This window comes from Streptomyces rimosus subsp. rimosus, assembly GCF_000720725.1.
In the GTDB taxonomy this organism is placed as follows: domain Bacteria; phylum Actinomycetota; class Actinomycetes; order Streptomycetales; family Streptomycetaceae; genus Streptomyces; species Streptomyces rimosus_A.
The window spans coordinates 1-1,460 of the sequence record NZ_JOCQ01000222.1 but is presented as its reverse complement, the minus strand read 5'-3'; the positions used below and the strand labels follow the sequence as shown (position 1 = coordinate 1,460).

Below are 1,460 nucleotides of genomic sequence, written 5' to 3'. Positions count from 1 at the left end.
ACCCACCACACCGAACTCCACACCGCTCTCCCCGATCACCGAATCCCCGGGTCACGACCACCCCACCCACCCCGGCCGCCGCACCCGGCACGACCGCCCCGCGCCGACCGCCTGGCGTACGGCCCGTGGGCTCGCCGCCCGGGCGCCGCGCGGCCCGCTGCCGCCGGTCGTGTGCCCGCTCGGTGCCGCGGCCCTCGGGCGCACCCTCGCCGAGCCGCTGACCGCGCTCACCGATCTGCCGTCCTTCGACACCTCTGCGATGGACGGCTGGGCGGTCGCCGGGCCCGGCCCCTGGCACCTCGCCGCCCGGAGCCGTCCGGACGAGCACGAGCACGGCATCCTGGCCGGTCACGAGGCGTCCGAGGCCGTCGCCGACGGCGACGCGGTGCCGATCGCCACCGGTGCCCGCATCCCGCCCGGCGCCACAGCCGTGCTGCGCAGCGAGCACGGCGAGGTACGGCAGCGGCCCGACGGCGGCGCGCAGTTGTACGCGCCCGCTCCCGTGCCGCCGGGCCAGGACATCCGGCCGCGCGGCCAGGAGTGCCGCCGCGGCGACCAACTCCTGCCCGCGGGCGCCCTGGTGACTCCGGCCGTGCTCGGGCTGGCCGCGGCGGCCGGTTACGACGAGCTGGTCGCGTACGCCCGGCCGCGCGTCGAAATCCTCGTCCTCGGTGACGAGTTGCTGGACGCCGGGCTGCCCGCCGAGGGGCGCATCCGGGACGCGCTCGGGCCGATGATCACGCCCTGGCTGCGCGCGGTGGGCGCGGACGCCGGGCCGCCCCGGCACCTCGGCGACGACGCCGACGCGCTGTACGACGCCCTTGCGTCCTCCACCGCCGACCTGGTGATCACCACGGGCGGTACGGCCTCCGGGCCCGTCGACCATGTGCATCCCACGTTGCGCAGGCTGGGCGCCGAGGTGCTGGTGGACGGCGTGGCGGTACGCCCCGGACACCCCATGCTCCTCGCCCGCCTGGCCACCGACCGGCTGCTGGTCGGGCTGCCCGGCAACCCGCTCGCCGCCGTATCGGGCCTGGTCACGCTGGCCGAGCCGGCGCTGCGTACGCTCGCGGCGCGCCGCCGGACGCCCGCCTACCGGGCGCCGCTGACCGCCGCCGTGTCCGGCCACCCGCACGACACACGGCTCGTCCCGGTCGCCTTCCGGGAGGGCGCGGCCGACGACGGGGACGGCGGCGCGGTCGTACCGCTGCGGTTCAGCGGGCCCGCCATGCTGCGCGGCATCGCGGCGGCCGACGCGATGGCCGTCGTACCGCCCGGCGGCGCGGCGCGCGGCGGCGACGTGGAACTCCTCGACCTGCCGTGGACCGGCGAAGGTTCGGTGGACACGGTGGCGGTGGCGGACTGGACGCCCGACGCCCCGACCCCGGCCCGCCCCGCCCCGGCACCGCACCACCGCGCCCCCGCCCCGCCCCACCGCCCGAACGTTTCCCCCACCGACC

1 protein-coding gene is annotated in these 1,460 nt (G+C 78.6%); it reads left to right on the top strand.

Going from position 1 to position 1,460, the window contains the following annotated elements; translation table 11 throughout:
- The coding region (locus IH45_RS0142570) for a molybdopterin molybdotransferase MoeA (protein WP_107058828.1) at positions 1-1,460 on the top strand (1,460 nt) is incomplete at both ends.